General features: G+C 36.3%; 16 protein-coding genes and 1 pseudogene. 11 read left to right on the forward strand and 6 right to left on the reverse strand.

The annotated features are described in order from the left end of the window. Nucleotides 1–18 precede the first annotated feature (18 nt). Nucleotides 19–267, reverse strand: coding sequence for a VOC family protein (locus ACHRVL_RS17770; RefSeq protein ID WP_254796600.1), 249 nt, complete (start codon nucleotides 265–267; stop codon nucleotides 19–21). Here ACHRVL_RS17770 and ACHRVL_RS17775 point away from each other — a divergent pair. Then, nucleotides 250–1,197, forward strand: a complete 948-nt coding sequence (locus ACHRVL_RS17775; RefSeq protein ID WP_395414780.1) for a hypothetical protein — start codon at nucleotides 250–252, stop codon at nucleotides 1,195–1,197. The two genes, ACHRVL_RS17770 and ACHRVL_RS17775, sit on opposite strands and share 18 nt — an antisense overlap. A 452-nt stretch (nucleotides 1,198–1,649) precedes the next feature. Here ACHRVL_RS17775 and ACHRVL_RS17780 read toward each other — a convergent pair whose 3' ends face one another. Then, complete coding sequence (locus ACHRVL_RS17780; protein ID WP_073411040.1) at nucleotides 1,650–2,378, reverse strand: YoaK family protein; 729 nt, start codon at nucleotides 2,376–2,378, stop codon at nucleotides 1,650–1,652. Nucleotides 2,379–2,567: 189 nt separating this feature from the next. After that, nucleotides 2,568–3,323: a Crp/Fnr family transcriptional regulator gene (locus ACHRVL_RS17785; protein WP_254796599.1), complete on the reverse strand. Its 756-nt coding sequence runs from the start codon at nucleotides 3,321–3,323 to the stop codon at nucleotides 2,568–2,570. Between the two features lie 75 nt (nucleotides 3,324–3,398). Between ACHRVL_RS17785 and pckA the strand changes: the two genes are divergently transcribed. The 9 genes and pseudogenes from pckA to ACHRVL_RS17830 all read left to right on the forward strand — a co-directional run bounded on the left by pckA (nucleotide 3,399) and on the right by ACHRVL_RS17830 (nucleotide 13,446). Next, nucleotides 3,399–4,997 carry a phosphoenolpyruvate carboxykinase (ATP) gene (gene pckA, locus ACHRVL_RS17790; protein WP_056206479.1) on the forward strand — a complete coding sequence of 533 codons (1,599 nt, stop codon included), beginning with the start codon at nucleotides 3,399–3,401 and terminating at the stop codon, nucleotides 4,995–4,997. 11 nt (nucleotides 4,998–5,008) lie between these two features. Next, entirely contained in the window at nucleotides 5,009–5,224 is a 216-nt protein-coding gene (locus ACHRVL_RS17795) for a GDCCVxC domain-containing (seleno)protein (RefSeq protein WP_395414781.1), read from the forward strand. A 3-nt stretch (nucleotides 5,225–5,227) separates the two neighbouring features. After that, a complete protein-coding gene (gcvH, locus tag ACHRVL_RS17800; protein ID WP_056205518.1) occupies nucleotides 5,228–5,608 on the forward strand; it encodes a glycine cleavage system protein GcvH in 381 nt (126 codons plus the stop codon). Between the two features lie 22 nt (nucleotides 5,609–5,630). After that, a complete protein-coding gene (gene gcvT, locus ACHRVL_RS17805) occupies nucleotides 5,631–6,713 on the forward strand; it encodes a glycine cleavage system aminomethyltransferase GcvT (RefSeq protein WP_073411076.1) in 1,083 nt (360 codons plus the stop codon). 11 nt (nucleotides 6,714–6,724) lie between these two features. Beyond that, complete coding sequence (locus tag ACHRVL_RS17810; protein ID WP_073411038.1) at nucleotides 6,725–7,096, forward strand: glycine cleavage system protein H; 372 nt, start codon at nucleotides 6,725–6,727, stop codon at nucleotides 7,094–7,096. Then, on the forward strand, nucleotides 7,093–7,689 hold the full coding sequence (locus ACHRVL_RS17815; protein ID WP_073411036.1) for a methyltransferase domain-containing protein: 597 nt from the start codon (nucleotides 7,093–7,095) through the stop codon (nucleotides 7,687–7,689). Before ACHRVL_RS17810 ends, ACHRVL_RS17815 begins: the two co-directional genes overlap by 4 nt. A gap of 192 nt (nucleotides 7,690–7,881) precedes the next feature. Then, nucleotides 7,882–9,132: an aminotransferase class I/II-fold pyridoxal phosphate-dependent enzyme gene (locus ACHRVL_RS17820; protein WP_073411034.1), complete on the forward strand. Its 1,251-nt coding sequence runs from the start codon at nucleotides 7,882–7,884 to the stop codon at nucleotides 9,130–9,132. A 10-nt stretch (nucleotides 9,133–9,142) separates the two neighbouring features. Beyond that, on the forward strand, nucleotides 9,143–12,013 hold the full coding sequence (gene gcvP / locus ACHRVL_RS17825) for an aminomethyl-transferring glycine dehydrogenase (protein WP_073411033.1): 2,871 nt from the start codon (nucleotides 9,143–9,145) through the stop codon (nucleotides 12,011–12,013). Nucleotides 12,014–12,262: 249 nt separating this feature from the next. Continuing rightward, nucleotides 12,263–13,446: pseudogene (locus tag ACHRVL_RS17830) on the forward strand (acetyl-CoA C-acyltransferase). A 125-nt stretch (nucleotides 13,447–13,571) separates the two neighbouring features. Here ACHRVL_RS17830 and ACHRVL_RS17835 read toward each other — a convergent pair. The 3 genes from ACHRVL_RS17835 to icd all read right to left on the reverse strand — a co-directional run bounded on the left by ACHRVL_RS17835 (nucleotide 13,572) and on the right by icd (nucleotide 15,884). Next, nucleotides 13,572–13,958 (reverse strand): DUF983 domain-containing protein, encoded by a 387-nt coding sequence (locus ACHRVL_RS17835; protein WP_056205531.1) that lies wholly within the window; start codon nucleotides 13,956–13,958, stop codon nucleotides 13,572–13,574. 316 nt (nucleotides 13,959–14,274) lie between these two features. Continuing rightward, the gene (locus ACHRVL_RS17840; RefSeq protein WP_056205533.1) at nucleotides 14,275–14,664 is read right to left on the reverse strand and encodes a DUF983 domain-containing protein; all 390 of its coding nucleotides are present in this window, start codon (nucleotides 14,662–14,664) and stop codon (nucleotides 14,275–14,277) included. After that, on the reverse strand, nucleotides 14,664–15,884 hold the full coding sequence (gene icd, locus ACHRVL_RS17845; protein WP_073411031.1) for an NADP-dependent isocitrate dehydrogenase: 1,221 nt from the start codon (nucleotides 15,882–15,884) through the stop codon (nucleotides 14,664–14,666). The genes ACHRVL_RS17840 and icd overlap by 1 nt, the downstream gene beginning before the upstream one ends. A 181-nt stretch (nucleotides 15,885–16,065) precedes the next feature. Between icd and ACHRVL_RS17850 the strand changes: the two genes are divergently transcribed. Next, nucleotides 16,066–16,767, forward strand: coding sequence for a Crp/Fnr family transcriptional regulator (locus ACHRVL_RS17850; RefSeq protein WP_073411030.1), 702 nt, complete (start codon nucleotides 16,066–16,068; stop codon nucleotides 16,765–16,767). The last annotated feature ends 37 nt before the right edge of the window (nucleotides 16,768–16,804 follow it).

Here is a 16,804-nt window from a genome sequence, read left to right on the forward strand (position 1 = left end):
TTAGTAAGTAATTCACCTTTATTTTGCATTTAAAAAAGTAAGTTTATAGCCCTCAAGGTCTTTCACGTGGAATGCTCTGCCAAAAGGGGTTTCTATAATCGGCCCAGCCGTGGTTACACCATTCATAATGAATTGCTCTTTCAATTCGTCTACATTTTGGTCAACAGCAAACCAAATAGCCACACCAATACCTAACTCTTTTCCTTCAATTGGTTCAAGAGGTGTACGAATAGCAAAACTTGCTTCTCCTTGATTGTACTTGAACACACACGCCTGTGGGTAAAAGTAAACGGTTATGATCAGGATCCGATCGACGGGGTTAGCATGGTTTACACTTTTAATGATGCTAAAGCAAAAGACCAGAAGCATACTCAGTTTTTTGATGTTATGGCCAGCCGTGGGATTTACCACGATGGTTGGTTCGCCAGCACATTTGGCCCTCGTGTTCCTTGGATGACAGTAACTCCCGGTATTGATAAATGGACTCCTGAGAAGGATGTTTGGGAATTGTATAATATCGATGAAGACTATAGTCAGGCTAACGATTTGGCAAAGAAAAATCCTGAGAAACTTAAAGAATTAAAGACTTTATTTATGGAAGAATCTGTAGCTAACAAAAATATGCCCATTGGAGGCGGGTTATATGTTTTATTGCATCCTGAGGCCATAAAGTCAAATCCGGCAACTGAATTCAGTTATTCCGGAGATATGACCCGTTTGCCAGAATTTGCGTCCCCGAGAATAGGGTATAATTCTAATAAAGCGACAATTGAATTAAACGCTTCTGAAAATGCTAACGGTGTTTTATTTGCTGTGGCGGGTTATGCAGGAGGCTTGACTTTATATGTAGAAAATGGTATTTTAAATTATGAATATAATTTGTTTGAAATACAGAGAACTAAATTAAAAGCAAAGTCGAAACTGCAAAAAGGAAAATCGACAATTGAAGTTGTTTTTAAAAGAATTTCTCATAAAGACAGCTCTAAATTAAGTGCAGCGGAAGTTAGTATTCTTGTAAATGGCAAAGAAGAAATAAAAGGAATAGTTCCAACGATTATTAATTCAGGCTTTTCTGCCAATGAGTGTTTTGATATTGGAACTGACTTAGGCTCGCCAGTATCTCAAGCTTATTATGATAAAGCTCCGTTTAAATTTAATGGCACAATTGAAAGCGTTAACATTAAGTATTTGCAATAATAAAAGATTTTTAAAATGATCAGTAACCCAGATTTTATTTTGTTTCAAGTAATGTTATTTTAGGTTTTAACATTCAATAGCATAAATTACCAGTACAAAGGAAAAGCAAAAAAATAATTTTCCTAAATAAATTTTATTCTAAAGGAATCATGCCAAAATAATTCCACAATGTATAAAGTAGACGTTGAATTCGTTTAATTAAACTTAAGCAACATTGAATTTTGTGCATGTCCTTTCTAATTTATATTAAATTTTAGAAATATTGTCACTTTGTTTGCCCCTTACCCCAATCAAGGAAAGCTTTTAAAAAAAACTTTTTTTGCAATAAGCTGACTTAATTAAAGACCATAATAATTCATTTTATAGAATTTCTAACAAAAATGAGGTCAAGAACACACAACAATACTTCTGGAAGAATTATAATCTGCTCTTTGACTTGATTGTTGTAATCTTTACTTTCTATTTTTTAATTTCCGTTTCAATAAGATTAAATTTAGTTTTATATTATCATAAATGAGCCCCCCTAATAATACAAAACCTCCCAGAAATAAGACCTGTAATCCCATTCTTGAATAAAAAACACCTCCTATGATACCCCCAACAAAAAAAAAGGTAATAATCGTAATTCGTAACTTAATTGAAGAAAAAAGTTCGGCTTTCATATTTTGTTCCCTGTAAAAGAAAAGCTGGGATAGTTCAATACCTAAATCGGTAAACAGGCCCGTTAAATGGGTGGTTCGAACAATAGAATTTGAAATCCTTGTAACAAATGAATTTTGCATTCCCATTGCATAAAGCAATGTAAAAGAAATTAAATTGGGAAAAGAGCCAATTAGATTATCTCCAAAAGTGGCAATAAAAAATAAAATTACGATTTCAATGGAAGCCGGAATGAGATGAACAATATTTTCTCTTCTGCGGACTACTAATTCCATAAGAAGACTCGATGTGAAAGAGCCCATAAAAAAGAAAAAAATATAACCAAAGTATATAAATGCTGTGAAGAAATCAAGTTTAAAAATTTCATCTACAAAAAACGCAAAATGTCCTGTGACGTTTGTTGTGAGGGTTTGAACTGAAAAAAAACCTGCAACATTAACCATTCCTGCAACAAACGAAAGTAGAGAAGCAATTTTTAGATTATGTTTTAAGTTTCTTTTTTTTCCCTGATGTTTGAACATTTTAATAATCCTTTTATAAATTTGAATAGTTCTTCACTACCAAAGCATTATATTACAAATACGTTTCTTCTATGAATTATGTACTCTTTTTTAGGTGTTAATTATTCTTGCAAACAAATAACTATCGAAATTCAAATAAAATTTTATTTTTCGCAAGCCAGATTTTGCTTAATTTTTATAGCATTATCATCAATAAAAATTGGCTATATGGGTTAGTTGTTGAAAATTCATTAATTGAATTTTACGTCCCTCCATCCAAATAAGATTTTCACTTTTAAAATCATGTAGTACCCTTGCCAGGGTTTCATTTACAGTGCCTACCATATTGGCTAAATCTCCCCTTGAAAGTGTGATAAAAACATCTTTTGGGTCATCATTTATTTTATATTTATCATGCAGAATCAATAAACTAAGGGCTACTCGCTCTCTTACGGTTCGCTGCGATAAAACGGCCATCAAATTTGCCATCACACTAAACTCATAACTGAGGCATTTTAAAAGCAATCGTGAAAATACTACAGAATTATTAAGGACATTAAAAAAATCGTCTTTTGGTATAAATGAAATAACTGAATTTTCAATAACCACGGCGGTATCTCCATATGCCTGCTCACTTAGTATGGCTGTATAACCAAAAAACTCTCCTGAATTGTAGATATAAATGATTTGTTCCCTTCCATCATTATCAACCTTATATTTTTTGACTTTACCGGTTTGAATATAAAAAATACCTGTAGGCAATGTCCCTTCGGTAAATACGGTCTGGTTTTTAACATATTTTTTACTTTGCATTACCCTTTCAAGCAGATCCTTATCACACTGAGGTAACTCGTTTAAAATATACTGATTATTGAAGATAAATTTTGAAATCATAGCTAATTCCAAAGTTACGATATTTTTCTCATGCCTTTTTAAAACTTGATTTAAATCAAGTTTATGTACCATTTTAATCAACTAAATCGATTTCAAATCTCTCTACTTTTGTACAATTTAAAATAAAATTTTATATCAATGAGAATTATGAAACATATAGAACAACTCAAGAGTATTGGTATTAATGCCTCTAAAAAAATCCATTGGAATTTATCTGAACTTATATTAGTCACGCAAACGGTAAACAGACAGCAGGGAGTTTTAACCAGTTCAGGTGCATTAGCCTGCGACACAGGTGAATTTACAGGGCGTTCCCCTAAAGATAAATATATTGTAAAAGATGAAAAAACAGCAGATTCTGTTTGGTGGGGAGATATAAACCATCCTTTCGCTCCCGAGGATTTTGATAATCTCTACAATCGTGTCACAGATTTTCTTTCCAGTGAAGAGCTATATGTAAAGGATGTATATGCCTGTGCAAAGAAAGAATATCAATTAAAAGCCAGAGTAATTACTCAAACCCCATGGCAGAGCTTATTTGCCCATAATCTTTTTTTAAGACCATCCGAAAAAGAACTGGAAAGTTTTGAGCATGAATGGTTAATACTTGCGGCACCTGAATTTAAAGCTGATCCTATAATCGATAAAACACGTCAGCATAATTTTACAATAATTAACTTTACTAAAAAAATAATCCTTATCGGGGGCAGTGCTTATACAGGAGAAATAAAAAAGGGAATTTTTACAGTCCTAAATTATATACTTCCTCACCAAAAAAAGGTGCTTTCCATGCACTGTTCTGCCAATATTGGCAAGCAAGGAGATACCGCCGTATTTTTTGGTTTGTCAGGAACGGGAAAAACTACACTCTCAGCTGATCCGTCCCGTGGCTTAATTGGTGATGATGAGCATGGCTGGGATCATGAAAATGTATTTAATTTTGAAGGTGGGTGTTATGCTAAATGCGTGAACCTTAGTCAGGAAAAAGAACCTCAAATCTTTTCTGCAGTACGATTTGGAACACTTCTTGAAAACGTAAGATTCTTAGAAGCAACCGATATTGTTGACTATGATAATGTATCAGTAACTGAAAATACCAGAGCCGCTTATCCAATTGATTTTATTGATAACGCCGTAAATCCTTCCATTGGTGGTATCCCAAAAAATATTTTTTTCCTGACCTGTGATGCCTTTGGGGTTTTACCTCCTATTTCCAAGCTTACCGTTGGCCAGGCCATGTATCATTTTATCTCAGGATATACAGCAAAAGTGGCTGGCACTGAAGCTGGGATAACCGAACCCCAAACCACTTTTTCGGCATGCTTTGGCAAACCCTTTTTACCGCTTCATCCGGCAAAATATGCAGAATTACTAGGAAGCAAATTAAAAGAAAACAATGTTAATGTCTGGCTGATCAATACTGGCTGGTCTGGCGGAGCGTATGGGACTGGAGAGCGTATAAAACTTTCTTACACCAGGGCAATGATTACCGCAGTATTGGAAAAAAAACTCGAGAAAACAGATTTTGCAGAGCATGCTGTATTTGGATTGCAAATGCCTGTTTCCTGCCCCGGTGTTCCTCCTGAGATTTTAAATCCGAAAAATACCTGGAATGATAAAACAGCATATGATACAATGGCACAGCATCTTGCAGATCAGTTTGTAGCGAATTTTAAAACTTTTGAAGATTTTGCCAATGAAGAAATTCGCAGCGGAGCACCTATTATCCTTCAATATAATTTATAAACAAGCTGAAATTGAATAGTATCATCGTCACTAAAGCCATACTGCAGTGTCCAGAATGTGACTCTAAATATACAGAGAGGATACCGCTCAAAGGTAAAATATTAAGCAGCAGATGTGTGTTCTGCAGTGCAGTTTTTGAAATAACTCAGCCAGAGCAGTGCTGCATCTATTGCGCGTATGGCAATGTGCCGTGTCCGGAAAAACAAAACGAAATTAAAAAACAGTAAAAAATGGAAATACCTAAAAACCTTTTATACACACAAGACCACGAATGGGTAAAAATCGAAAATGATACAGCCTATATTGGAATTACTGATTTTGCACAGCATGAATTAGGGGATATTGTATATGTTGAAATCGAAACCCTTGGAGAAAAATTAAGCCAGCATGAGGTATTTGGTACAGTAGAAGCCGTAAAAACAGTCTCTGACCTTTTCCTTCCGCTTACAGGGGAAATTCTGGAATTGAATCCTAAATTAGAAACAAATCCTGAATTGGTCAATTCCGACCCTTATGGTGAGGGCTGGATGATTAAAATAAAAATTGAAAACAATACAGAGATTGAAGCACTTTTGAAATCTGATGCATATGCATCATTAATAGGTTTATGATATGGAAACTCAAGACGCAAATATCAAAAAAACAGCACTAAATGCAGTTCATCATGACCTTGGCGGGAAAATGACCCCATTTGCCGGTTATGAAATGCCAGTCCAATACGCAGGTGTAAACCATGAACATGAAACTGTTAGAAATGCTGTAGGTATTTTTGATGTTTCCCATATGGGAGAGATTCTGGTACAGGGAAAAGATGCCTTGGCACTCATTCAGAAAATAAGCTCAAACGATGCCTCAACGCTTTTCCCAGGAAAGGTACAATACAGCTGTATGCCAAACCATACAGGGGGGATTGTTGATGATTTACTGATTTATATGATCAGTAAAGATGATTATTTACTGGTGGTAAATGCTTCTAATATCCAAAAAGACTGGGATTGGATAAGTGCTATAGCTCTGGATTATTTAAATGTTACCTTAACCAATATTTCCGACACAATTTCATTATTGGCTGTTCAGGGGCCAATGGCTGCAAAATCCCTGCAGAAATTGACAAGCATCAATTTGACCGATATGAAATATTACACTTTTGAAATAGGGGAATTTGCAGGTATTCCAAATACCATCATATCTGCAACGGGATATACCGGGGCTGGCGGATTTGAAATATATGTACAGAACAAGTATGCAAAGCTATTATGGGATGCTATTTTCGAAGCAGGAAAAGAATTTAACATTGAGCCTATTGGTCTAGCGGCCAGAGACACACTTCGATTGGAAATGGGTTACTGCTTGTATGGCAGCGATATCAATGACACGACTTCATCATTAGAAGCCGGTTTGGGCTGGATTACAAAATTTACTAAAAAATTTGTTCAGAGTGATCTTCTCAAAATTCAAAAAGAGAATGGGGTAACAAGGAAATTAGTTGGATTTGAAATGATTGATAAAGGTATTCCCCGTCATGATTACGAAATTTGTGATCAAAACCAACAAATTATAGGTATTGTTACATCGGGTACCATGTCACCTACTTTAAAAAAAGCCATAGGAATGGGATACGTTCCTCTTGAAAAATCAAATATTGGCAGTGAAATTTTTATCAATATCAGAAACAAACCAATTAGGGCAGTTGTTGTTCAGACTCCTTTTATCTAAATCTTTGCAATATGTTTATTCCCAGAGCACTATATTATACTAAAAATCACTTGTGGTTAAGACAGATTGGATTATACGATTATTTTGTCGGTATCACTGATTTTGCCCAAAAAGAAATAGGCGAAATCAGTTTAATTGAACTGGAATTAAACGGCCAGCACATGAAAAAAGAAATGGTATGGGGAAATATCTATGGCCTTAATCAAACTTTTGCTCTCCTTGCCCCAATTGATTGCAAGGTTATGTCCACGAACTCCATTTTAGATACCAACCCTTCAAGTATCAATCGAGACCCCTACAATCATTGGTTATTAAGGGTTTCAACAGTTACCAGCACTTATGGATTATTAACCAATGAAGAATATACAGCACTCATCCAATGATATTTAAATTCCTCAAATTAAATATAGCTGTTGAGGACACTGACTTCAATGAGCTATATCCAAATAAAATAAAAAGACTTGCAGCCCGCCATTGGACTCCTGTTGCAGTAGCCAAATTTGCAGCTGAATATTTAGTTGATAGACCTCATAAAAAAGTATTGGATATCGGTTCGGGAGTAGGGAAATTTTGCCTGGTAGGGGCGGCCTCTACTAAAGGCACATTTTATGGTGTCGAGCAAAGGGAATCCCTTATTAAGTTATCAAAAAAAATTGCTGAGAGGTACGAGATAACTAATGTGGAATTTATTCATTCCAACATCAATAAAATTAACTTTTCTGACTATGAGGCCTTTTATTTTTATAATTCCTTTTATGAAAATATTGATTCTTCATGTTCAATTGATAAAACAATAGCCCCTGAGAGAGAATTATTTTATTCCTATTCCAAATATGTAAAAGAACAGCTTGAGAAAACACCAATCGGCACGCGATTAGTTACCTATTGGAGCAATTGGGAAGAAATCCCTGATAGTTTTAAACTGGAATATGCGGCTTGTGGTGGTGTATTGGTTTTTTGGCAGAAGATATCTTAACCAATAACCAAATAAACCCGCTGACAGTAAAAAGCAAAGCAATAATGTTGCTTTCAAAATCTAAATTCCTTTAACAAAATATTTTATTCTACAACAAAGCTATTATCCTTTAGGTTACTAAAAAACATAAGAAGTTGCAAGATAACAAGATTTTTTTTAAATAAAAATACAACAATTCAATCTAAAAAATATATGAATATAATGGATAAAATAAGCACTCGTCTTGGCCCATTAGGCGATCATGCTCATTATGCACATGGATATTATGCTTACCCAAGATTAGAAGGTGAGATTAGCAATACAATGCTTTTTAATGGTGAGAAAAAATTGGTATGGAGCCTGAACAACTATTTGGGATTAGCCAATCATCCTGAAGTCAGGGAAGCCGATAATGAAGGCACCAGATTATATGGCCTTGCCTATCCAATGGGAGCCCGCATGATGAGCGGAAATACCAAACTGCACGAAGAGTTTGAGCAGAAAATTGCAGACTATGTTCAAAAAGAAGATGCCTTTTTATTAAACTATGGCTATCAGGGAATGGTATCTATCATTGACAGCCTGGCAGATCGAAAAGATGTTATCGTTTATGATGCAGAATCGCATGCCTGCATCCTGGATGGAATGCGATTGCATTTAGGCAAACGCTTTGTTTTCAAGCACAATGATATTGAAGACTGTGAAAAACAGCTAAAGCGCGCTAAAAAAATTATTAATGAGACAAATGGCGCAATCTTAGTCATAACAGAAGGTGTTTTTGGTATGCGTGGTGATCAGGGAAAATTAAAAGAAATTGTAGCCCTTAAAGAGAAATATAATTTTTCACTCCTGGTTGATGACGCACACGGGATTGGCTGTATGGGCAAAACCGGTGCGGGAACTGGCGAAGAACAGGGTGTTCAGGATGGTATTGATTTTTATTTTGGAACATTCGCAAAATCTTTTGCAGGAATTGGCGCTTTTGTTGCCAGTTCTAAAAAGGCAATATTATTTCTAAAATATAATATGCGCTCCCAAATATTTGCTAAAGCATTACCAATGCCAATGGTTTTTGGGGCTTTAAAACGATTGGAATTAATGCGTACCAGGCCTGAACTTAGGGAGAGGCTTTGGGAAATTACCCATAGCCTGCAAAATGGCCTTACCGAGGCAGGTTTTGATATCGGCAATACCGACTCTCCGGTTACTCCTGTTTACCTCAATGGTACCCTGGGCGAAGCAACCGCTTTGGTCAGTGATCTGCGTGAAAACCACCAGATTTTCTGTTCAGTAGTAGTATATCCTGTTGTGCCAAAAGGGATGATTATTCTGCGATTGATCCCCACTGCAGTGCACACCTTAGAGGATGTTCAACGGACCATAACTGTATTTAAAGAAATCAGGACTAATCTGAATTCGGGACAGTACAAAAAAGAACAGGAACAAGAAGAGGCGACAGTTTAAATCATAAAATATGAAAACAGATCAATTTATAACGCGCCACAGCGGTGTAAACCAAAAAGACTTAAAAGAAATGCTGGATATTATAGGTGTTTCTTCACTCGAAGTATTAATTGACAAGATAGTTCCAGCTGACATTCGTTTAGCAAGACCATTGAACATTGCAGAGGAACTATCAGAATACGAGTACCAAAAGCATTTAAGAAGCATCGCAGGCAAAAATAAATTATTTCAATCCTATATTGGATTAGGCTATTACAATACAATTCTGCCCCCTGTAATCCAAAGAAATATTTTAGAGAATCCAGGGTGGTATACGGCCTATACGCCCTACCAGGCTGAAATTTCACAAGGGCGTCTGGAAGCCCTGCTTAATTTTCAGACCATGGTCGTAGACTTAACTGCAATGCCCTTGGCCAATGCTTCTCTTTTGGATGAAGCAACAGCGGCGGCTGAAGCGATGTTAATGTTCTTTGGCAGCAGAAGCAAAGAGAAACAGACCAGCGGGGCAAAGAAATTTTTTGTTTCAGAGCACTGCTTTGCCCAAACTATTGATGTTTTGAAAACACGTGCCGAGCCATTTAATATTGAACTGATCATTGGCAGCCATACCAAAGTAAATTTTGACGAGAGTTATTTTGGTGCCCTTATTCAATACCCTGATGCTAATGGAGAAATAAATGATTATTCCTCTTTCATGGATGTGGCCAAATCTTATGAAGTACAGGTCTGTGTGGCCAGTGATCTTATGGCACTGACCCTTTTAATTCCTCCCGGGGAATGGGGTGCGGATTGCGTTGTTGGGAATTCTCAGCGCTTTGGGGTCCCGGTGGGTTACGGAGGCCCCCATGCCGCATTCTTCGCCTGCAGAGAAGAATATAAAAGAGTACTTCCTGGGCGTATTATTGGCGTTTCTCTTGATGCGGCAGGAAACAAAGCACTGCGAATGGCACTGCAGACCCGTGAGCAACATATCAAGAGAGAAAAAGCAACCTCAAATATTTGCACCGCACAGGCTCTACTTGCAATTATGGCCAGTATGTATGCCGTTTATCACGGGCCGGAAAGATTAAAGGCAATTGCCCAGCAAATACACGATCTTACCTATTCACTTGCACAGGAATTAAAAAAGGTAGGTTTTAAAATTAAAACAACTGTGTTTTTTGATACCATCGTTGTGGGGGTTGAAGATGCAAAATTTATCCGAAAAATAGCCGAAAAAAATGAGCTGAATTTTAGATACATAAGTGATAAACAAATTGCCATTTCATTAGATGAAACCTCTAGCGAGAAAGATATCTCAAATATACTGAATGTTTTCACATTCGTATTTGACAAACAGACAACCAAAATACATCGAATTGACTCCAAATTGATTTCTAGCTCTGTCTTTGATAGAACCTCGACATACTTGACCCATTCTGTTTTCAATGAGTATCACAGCGAGACTGAAATGATGCGTTACATCAAGCGTCTTGAAAATAAAGACCTTTCACTGACCCACAGCATGATTTCACTGGGTTCGTGCACAATGAAACTCAATGCAGTATCAGAATTATTGCCAATTACCTGGCCGGAGTTTGCGGCTATTCATCCGTTTGTCCCACTAGATCAGGTGGCGGGATACACCGAAATAATTGACCAGCTAGAGAAAGACCTTTGCGAAATAACAGGATTTTCTGCTATTTCTTTTCAGCCAAATTCAGGCGCCTCAGGAGAATATGCAGGACTGATGGTTATCCGCGCACATCATGCTGCAATGGGAAACAAACACCGAAATATAGTGCTGATACCTTCTTCTGCCCATGGGACTAACCCCGCTTCTGCTGCTATGGCAGGCATGAAAATTGTGATTGTCAAATGCGATAAAAATGGAAATATAGATGCTGCCGACCTGCAGTTAAAAGCAGAAGAACACACCCAAAATTTAGCCTGTCTGATGGTTACCTATCCTTCAACTCATGGTGTTTACGAAGAAGGAATAAAAAACATTACTAAAATTATCCATGATAATGGCGGTCAGGTTTATATGGATGGTGCAAACATGAATGCGCAGGTAGGTTTGACCAGCCCTGGAAAAATCGGAGCTGATGTCTGTCACTTAAACCTGCATAAAACATTTGCCATACCACACGGAGGCGGAGGTCCAGGAGTCGGACCAATAGGGGTTGCCAAACACCTTGCTGCCTACCTGCCTTCTCATTCCCAAATAAAAATCAAGGACAAAAAAGCAATAACAGCAGTATCAGCAGCACCTTATGGAAGCGCACTAATTCTTCTGATCTCTTATGGTTATATAAAGATGCTCGGAGCCAGAGGACTCACGGAAGCCACTAAGACTGCTATCTTAAATGCTAATTATATTAAAACTAAACTCGAAGGCCACTATCCAATTTTATACACGGGCAAAAATGGATACTGTGCCCATGAAATGATTTTAGACTGTGCTTCCTTTAAAAAAGAAACAAATGTAGAAGTAGGTGATATCGGCAAACGATTAATGGATTATGGATTTCATGCCCCAACCATTGCATTCCCTGTACACGATACGCTAATGGTGGAACCAACCGAAAGCGAAAGTAAAGCAGAGATGGATCGTTTCTGTCAGGCCATGATTGCCATCAGAGAAGAAATAAGTGAGATTGCTGCAGGGAAATATGATAAAGCTGACAATGTAATTAAAAATGCCCCACACACTTCAAAGACACTTTTAAGTGATCAGTGGAACAGGGCATACGGCAGGCAGAAAGCGGCGTTCCCTTTAAAATGGGTTGAGGATAATAAATTCTGGCCATCTGTAAGCAAAATAGATAATGCTTATGGGGACAGGAATTTGATTTGTTCCTGTATTCCTACAGAGGAGTGGATGGCAGTGGAAAATTAACTGGATTATTTTATAACCTGTCATTTTAGCAGTACTCAAAATATAACTTATTCAAATAGAAAAGAGTTGAATGCCTGTTATTAATCAGTATTGTAAATATTTTAATTACTTATGATTTGTATGCTTAAACCTATTTTAGCCAGTTTAATTATTTACTGACCAGAATTATCACATTATCAATATATTGCACTTAGGAAAAAAACATATTCGCCCTTTATAAAGTTTCAAATTAAAAAATAGAGATAAAAAATGAAAGATATATATATAGTTGCCTCCGCCCGTACTCCGATAGGCAGTTTTGGCGGAGCATTAAAAGATGTACATTCCACTAAATTAGGGGCAATAGCTATAAAGGGAGCTGTTTCAAGGGCTGGTATAGATGCGACTGAAATACAGGAGGTGTATATGGGATCTGTACTGCAAGCCAATTTAGGGCAGGCCCCGGCACGTCAGGCAGCAATTTTTGCAGGCTTGTCCAATACGGTACGATGTACAACTATCAACAAAGTATGTGCCTCTGGAATGAAAGCAATATCAATAGCCACACAAAGTATTCTTTGTGGTGATGCTGATGTGGTCGTTGCCGGCGGTATGGAGAACATGAGCCAGGTCCCTTTTTATTCCACAGATACCCGCTGGGGAAATAAATATGGAAACGCGGTTATGACCAATGGTATTGCCAAAGATGGCTTAACCGATGTTTATCACAATTACCTTATGGGTAATGCTTCCGATTTATGCGCCAAAGAATACAATATTTCAAGAGAAGAACAGGATGCCTTTGCCATTGAATCTTACAAACGATCTCAAATAGCATGGGAAAATAGAAAATTCGACGATGAGATCGTACCAGTAGAAATACCACAGCACAAAGGTGGCTCAATTATTTTTAAGGAAGACCAAGAATATAAAAATGTTAAATTTGATAAAATAGCAGGTCTAAAACCTGCGTTTTCACAAACAGGAACCGCCACCGCAGCTAATTCCTCTACAATGAACAATGGCGTTGCGGCGCTTTTATTGATCAGTAAAGAAAAAGCTGTACAATTGAATATTAAACCAATTGCAATTATCCGCTCCTATGCCGACGCCGAACAGGCACCGGAATGGTTCACTACCTCCCCCGCCTTGTCCATAACTAAGGCCCTGCATAAAGCAGGACTCAAAATAGAGGATATTGATTATTTTGAATTAAACGAAACTTTTTCCACAGTTCGATTAGTGAACACTCAAAAACTAAAATTGGATCCTAAAAAAGTAAATGCAAATGGAGGTGCTGTTTCTTTAGGGCATCCATTAGGCTGTTCAGGTGCACGTATAGTAGTTAACTCATAAATGTACTTAAACAGAACAATGGTAAATATGGTATAGCAAGTATCTGCAATGGAGGCGGCGGTGCAAGTGCTATAGTTCTAGAACTTGCCAATGACTAATATCAATAGTACACTATCATAAATTCAAAAAACTAAAGAATATCCCCCAATGTTCTGATGACTAATTTTTAAAAGGGAAGAGTAATTAAAGACTCTCCCTTTTCTAAGTTAGGTGTTTTTTTTAACTAATTCTCTTTTATAGCTGCTTTTGGATCATAGGAGATAAACATATTAATGTAAATATTTCTGGATAATCGTAGTAATACTGGAAATAAAATAATCAGTACTACAATAATTGCAATAAACGATGTTTTTATACTGGACTCAAAAATAAGATATGAAATGATGAAAGTTGCAATTCCTACACCAACATTCAATCCATAACTTACATACATTGCGCCAAAAAAGAAAGAAGGCTCTATTTGATATCTTAGTCCGCAATGGCTGCATTTCTCGTGCATTTTTAAAACCGAACCTAAATGCAGTAGATTTTTATCCAAATACATATTCTCATTCTGACATTTAGGGCAACTCCCTGTTACAATACTATTTAATTTAGATCCTTTTTTCATCTAATGATAATCGATTTTAAGCTCAGGTGCATGAGCTGTAGTTTAATTTTAAAACTTATTTATATACTAAACAAACCTGCAAGGCTTACCTCTTTAAAAGACGAAGGAACTTTAAGCAGAACCATAAAATCCTCCGTTTTAGTTTAACTGACCAATATTTACCTGACATAACTGTTTTATTGCTTTTGAGCGTCACTAACTCTGCCTGCCTATCCTTTTTAATAGGTTCTCTTAATCAAAAAGATGCTTTTATTTCTGAATAATCTTTTTGAACTCTTTCCCGTAATATATAATAGTTTACAATTTTTGAGTAAAATTATCCTTTTTTGTGCCCTCCAAAATATTTAAAAGTTAAATGAAGCAAAATTGCCCTGGATATTCGCATTATTGGGATTTGCAATAAAAAACATAAAATCAGGAAAATCGGCAGTATTACCTTTAAAGAAATTTCATAATTCTCATTTAAATATAACCCGAAAAATAGCAGAGGTACAAAAACAATCAGTACTATTGGGAAACCAATCCATAAGGCACTTGAATAAAATTCAGGTTCTATCCTAAAATCTTGATTACATTTTTTGCACCTTTCGGGCATTTTAAAAAATCCTCTCATGACAAACAGTCCCGGATTAGTAAATAAATTCCCGTTATGACATCTGGGACATTTAAGTTTAAATATATAATATAACTCTATTCTTGAATTCATTACATATTATTTATAATGGCCTGACCAAATTCAGAGCATTTAAGTAAAGTAGCCCCATCCATCAAACGTTCAAAATCATAAGTTACCGTCTTTTTATTAATTGCACCATTAATTCCTTTTACAATTAAATCAGCAGCATCCTGCCAGCCAAGATATTCCAGCATCATAACTCCTGAAAGAATTTCCGAAGAAGGATTCACTTTATCCTGATCTTTATATTTAGGAGCAGTTCCGTGTGTAGCTTCAAATATGGAAACCCCGGTTGTGTAATTAATGTTCGCTCCCGGAGCGATCCCTATTCCCCCAACTATAGCAGCCAAAGCATCAGAGATATAATCCCCGTTAAGATTTAGTGTAGCTATTACATCATACTGCTCGGGCCTTAAAATAATTTGCTGCAGAAAAGCATCGGCTATTACATCTTTTACAATTACTTGATGCCCATATTTTTCAATAACCTGCCAAGGTCCGCCCTCGTAATCTTTAGCTCCAAACTCATCTTTGGCCAATTGATACCCCCACTCCTTAAATTTACCTTCAGTGAATTTCATGATGTTCCCTTTATGTACTATAGTTACAGAGTTTTTCTTGTTTTCCACAGCATATTTAAGAGCTTCTCTAACAAGGCGTTCTGTACCTTCTTTTGAAACTGGTTTTATCCCTATTGAAGTAGTATCAGGGAATCGAATATCTTTAACCCCCATCTCATTGATTAAAAAATTCTTAACCTTCTCTAATTCTGGTGTACCAGCCATCCATTCTATACCAGCATAGATATCTTCAGTGTTTTCCCTGAAAATAATCATATCTACTTTTTCTGGTTCTTTTACCGGAGACGGAACTCCCTGGTACCATCTTACAGGTCTGACACAGGCATATAAATCAAGTTTTTGTCTCAAAGCAACATTAAGGGATCTCATTCCTCCCCCAACTGGTGTTGTAAGCGGTCCTTTTATAGCTACTAAATATTCTTTGATATCTTCAATTGTTTCATCTGGCAGCCAGCTTCCTGTTTTTTCAAAAGCTTTTTCCCCTGCATATATTTCTTTCCATTGAATCCTTCTGTCTCCACCATAAGCCTTCTCTACGGCTGCATCAAAAACTAGTTTTGAGGCTTTCCAAATGTCCGCTCCTATCCCATCTCCTTCAATGAAAGGAATTATAGGATGTGATGGGACATATAATCTTCCATTTTGAATGCTGATCTTATTTTCTGTCATAATTTTATTTACTTATATAGTTACTTTTTTAATCTATTTCCGTTTTTAGTTTTTCTTCTAGTAAAAAAAACAATTCTATCATAATTTCAATAAAATCAGCCTTTTTATATTTTCAACAAATATATAACATTTGTTATAAATAATACTATTATATGTTATTCTTATTTGTTACATTTGCCGTATGAAAGATTTTTTTGCCCAATTTGATTTTCAGAGCAACCTGCTTTTCCAAGGATTAACCCCTGAGGAAAACAAATCAGTATGCAGTGTTATGGAACCCCTTACCATCAAAAAAGGGAATACGCTTTTTTACGAACAGGGAATCCCTACCGGTATTTTCCAAATAAGAAAGGGTAAAGCCAAAAAATTTAAACGTGGCTTTAGCGGAGATGAGCAGATTTTTTACATCTATACTGATGGCGATGTACTGGGATACCATGCATTGCTGGGTGAAGAGCGATATCAGGACTCTTGTGAGGCATTAGAAGATTTAGAAGTAAACTTCATTGCTAAGGATGATTTTTTAAAATTATTAAAAGATATTCCTTCTCTGCAGCAAACTTTTATAAAAAACATTGGTCACGAGTTTGGCGTTCTTGCCAATACAATTGCTGTACTGGCACAAAAAAATCAAAATACCAGATTAGCAATATTTTTACTTCTTCTGGAAAACAGATTCAATCAAAATTCTGAAAAACCCAAGGGAATTGATCTAACCCGTGATGATTTGGCAAATATTATCGGCACATCACAGGAAAGTCTGGGAAGAAGCCTTAAACAATTTAAAGCAGACGGAATTATTGAAATTGACAAACGAAGGATTTACATAAAAAACAGATATCCTTTATTGGAATTTTTAGACCTCAAAGTAACCGATTTATAATAAGAAAAAGGCATTATTAAATCATAATGTTTCTCTC

The organism is Flavobacterium sp. FlaQc-28, assembly GCF_044007415.1.
Classification (GTDB): Bacteria; Bacteroidota; Bacteroidia; order Flavobacteriales; family Flavobacteriaceae; genus Flavobacterium.

What these genes read in the sequence shown, in the direction of transcription:
- ACHRVL_RS17780 (WP_073411040.1), bottom strand. Translation starts at nt 2,378, where the DNA reads ATGTTCAAACATCAGGGAAAAAAAAGAAACTTAAAACATAATCTAAAA.
- ACHRVL_RS17785 (WP_254796599.1), bottom strand. Translation starts at nt 3,323, where the DNA reads ATGGTACATAAACTTGATTTAAATCAAGTTTTAAAAAGGCATGAGAAA.
- pckA (WP_056206479.1), top strand. Translation starts at nt 3,399, where the DNA reads ATGAAACATATAGAACAACTCAAGAGTATTGGTATTAATGCCTCTAAA.
- gcvH (WP_056205518.1), top strand. Translation starts at nt 5,228, where the DNA reads ATGGAAATACCTAAAAACCTTTTATACACACAAGACCACGAATGGGTA.
- ACHRVL_RS17810 (WP_073411038.1), top strand. Translation starts at nt 6,725, where the DNA reads ATGTTTATTCCCAGAGCACTATATTATACTAAAAATCACTTGTGGTTA.
- ACHRVL_RS17815 (WP_073411036.1), top strand. Translation starts at nt 7,093, where the DNA reads ATGATATTTAAATTCCTCAAATTAAATATAGCTGTTGAGGACACTGAC.
- ACHRVL_RS17820 (WP_073411034.1), top strand. Translation starts at nt 7,882, where the DNA reads ATGAATATAATGGATAAAATAAGCACTCGTCTTGGCCCATTAGGCGAT.
- gcvP (WP_073411033.1), top strand. Translation starts at nt 9,143, where the DNA reads ATGAAAACAGATCAATTTATAACGCGCCACAGCGGTGTAAACCAAAAA.
- ACHRVL_RS17835 (WP_056205531.1), bottom strand. Translation starts at nt 13,958, where the DNA reads ATGAAAAAAGGATCTAAATTAAATAGTATTGTAACAGGGAGTTGCCCT.
- ACHRVL_RS17840 (WP_056205533.1), bottom strand. Translation starts at nt 14,664, where the DNA reads ATGAATTCAAGAATAGAGTTATATTATATATTTAAACTTAAATGTCCC.
- icd (WP_073411031.1), bottom strand. Translation starts at nt 15,884, where the DNA reads ATGACAGAAAATAAGATCAGCATTCAAAATGGAAGATTATATGTCCCA.
- ACHRVL_RS17850 (WP_073411030.1), top strand. Translation starts at nt 16,066, where the DNA reads ATGAAAGATTTTTTTGCCCAATTTGATTTTCAGAGCAACCTGCTTTTC.